A 2,312-nucleotide genomic window follows, 5' to 3' on the forward strand; every position below is an offset into this window, starting at 1 on the left:
AGCATGCCATAAAAGCACTATATGCAGATAGAGCATGTGATAGGCACAAGTTTTATAAGTTGTGTAACGAATATGATATAAAGACAAAAATTCCACCAATAAACAATGCGGCAGAACATCCAGAAATAGATTATATGTCTGACAGGAATGCTGCTATTAGGTTAATAAAATTATACGGTGAAGATGGCATGAAAGAATGGAAAAAAGAAGTAAATTATGGGAAAAGATCTTATATTGAAGGGTTTTTCTCAAGATTAAAGCAAATATTCGGATTTAGTTTTAGGAATAAATCTGAGATAAATCGAGAAAAAGAACTGCTAATCAAATGCTATTTGCTTAATAAATTCACTGATATTGGTATGGCTAAATTTAAGATAGTTACATGAATTTACCATAAATCACCATCTCATAAAGTGTGATGCAACAAAGCCATCCCAGTGTCAAGCACTGGGATGACACCCTCCTTATGGGCCAAAATCACAATGTTCGTACAGTTGTGGATTCATTCGCGGTATCTCGGCATAGATTCCGCTAACAAGTAGCGGAATGACGAATTTGTCGTTTTTTAGATTGTTGTAAGTCAGTTTAGCTATAGCATAATGCTATATTAATAAATAATCTATATAATGCTATTAAATGTAATAATTAAAATCTAAATCACTTTCTCTATAAAAGGAGAAATTTACCTTAATGAAAATATATATATATTTAATATTATTTTTATTTTTTTCTTGCGCTCAACTATATGCTGACGAGGAAATTGCAAAATTTGATTTACTTATTGGCGAGATAAATGAAGCAAGCTTCACTCTTAAAGGTGCAATAAAGGTTACAGTAGAACCAGGCTGGCACATATATTATAAAGATCCTGGAGATTTTGGCCTTCCCACGTCTATTAGTTACAAGGGTAATGCATCAGATATAAATATTCACTGGCCTATTCCAAAGGAACATAAAGATAAAGTAGGGAGAGAGACGTTTGTAAGTAACGTATATGAGGATATGGTATTATTTCCCTTTAAGATGAATATATTTTTAAATCAAGGGTATATTGACCTTAACTTCCATATAAATTATGCGATATGTAAAGATAGGTGCATCCCTAAAAATGTTGAGATAAAAATCAGGCAACCATTAAAGGATTTTATAGATTCTGATATCAATAAACTTATAAATGAGTGGTATGAAAAATAGAGTTCTCATGGGGTAGGTGTCATTCCAGCGTGTGACACTGGAATCTCATTTACTTTTTTGTTCACTATGTGAGGAACTTGGGCCTACAAGTATATAAACATAATGGTTTCGCATAAAAAATTTAGATCCCAGATACTGTCTCTGCTGTCAAACAAATTATCCAACAAAATTACAATTAAATGGTTGATTATTTTTAAGAATACCAAAAAAGACATGCATTAATTTTCGCATTAACGCAAGAACTATGACTTTTGGACATTTGCCTTTACTTGCTAGACGCTGACAAAACTTTTGAAAATGATTATTATGGTTTTTGACTACTATAGCTGGCATATAAAGAGCTTTTCGAATACGCTCAGATCCTATTTTGCATATGCAACTTCTCTTACTTACTGACGATCCCGATTGATAATGTCCTGGATTTAGACCAGTAAAAGCTGTAAATTGTTTAGCATTGTCAAAGTTATCAACTGATGGCATTTCTGCGACAACAGCAACAGCAGTAAGATATCCTATACCTTTTATAGTCTTAAGGTTTTCCACCATATTTTTTAGATGTGGATAGTTATTTATATGCTCATTAATTTCTTTTTCGAGAACAATAATTTGCTCCTCTATTGCCAAAATTACTTTAGATATAGCTTCTTTGCAACTGGAATGCATATTTTTGTTTTCCAAGCGATTTGTCTGTTGCACCTTATCATCTTTTAGCGGTTGCATGCAACGGTAAAGCTCCCTCAAATGCCTCATTTCAGGTGCAATGGGCTTCCAAAGAGCAGGTTTGTTGGCGATACAAAATCTAGCTATCATAGCTGCATCTGATTTATCTGTCTTATTTCTGAGCAGCTCACTTTTGCCAAAAGCTTTGATTTGGGCTGGGTTTACTATACTGACATTATGTCCTAAATCGTGCATAAAAGTAGCCAAATCTTCTCCATACCAACTAGTTGCTTCAAGACATAAATGAGTAAGATTTGCTCCATGGCCATTGCACCAAATTACAAGTTTTGCAAAACCATCTTGATTATTTTGAAAGACTTTGTGTCGTTTTTTACTGTCCACTAACAAACAAACATCAAATTTCTTTTTTGAAATATCCACACCCAAAATAGCATTTA

The 2,312-nt window shown here is 33.2% G+C and carries 3 protein-coding genes; 2 read left to right on the forward strand and 1 reads right to left on the reverse strand.

Going from position 1 to position 2,312, the window contains the following annotated elements:
* Both OZD66_RS03295 and OZD66_RS03300 read left to right on the forward strand, forming a co-directional pair.
* On the forward strand, positions 1-386 hold a 386-nt coding region (locus OZD66_RS03295; RefSeq protein WP_458695168.1), incomplete at its 5' end, for a transposase.
* A gap of 304 nt (positions 387-690) precedes the next feature.
* Entirely contained in the window at positions 691-1,194 is a 504-nt protein-coding gene (locus tag OZD66_RS03300; protein ID WP_015589109.1) for a protein-disulfide reductase DsbD domain-containing protein, read from the forward strand.
* Positions 1,195-1,350: 156 nt separating this feature from the next.
* Here OZD66_RS03300 and OZD66_RS03305 read toward each other — a convergent pair.
* The coding region (locus OZD66_RS03305; RefSeq protein ID WP_275022065.1) for an IS110 family RNA-guided transposase at positions 1,351-2,312 on the reverse strand (962 nt) is incomplete at its 5' end.

Origin of the sequence: Wolbachia endosymbiont of Drosophila baimaii, assembly GCF_028982185.1 — a bacterium.
Classification (GTDB): Bacteria; Pseudomonadota; Alphaproteobacteria; order Rickettsiales; family Anaplasmataceae; genus Wolbachia; species Wolbachia pipientis.

What these genes read in the sequence shown, in the direction of transcription:
- OZD66_RS03300 (WP_015589109.1), top strand. Translation starts at nt 691, where the DNA reads ATGAAAATATATATATATTTAATATTATTTTTATTTTTTTCTTGCGCT.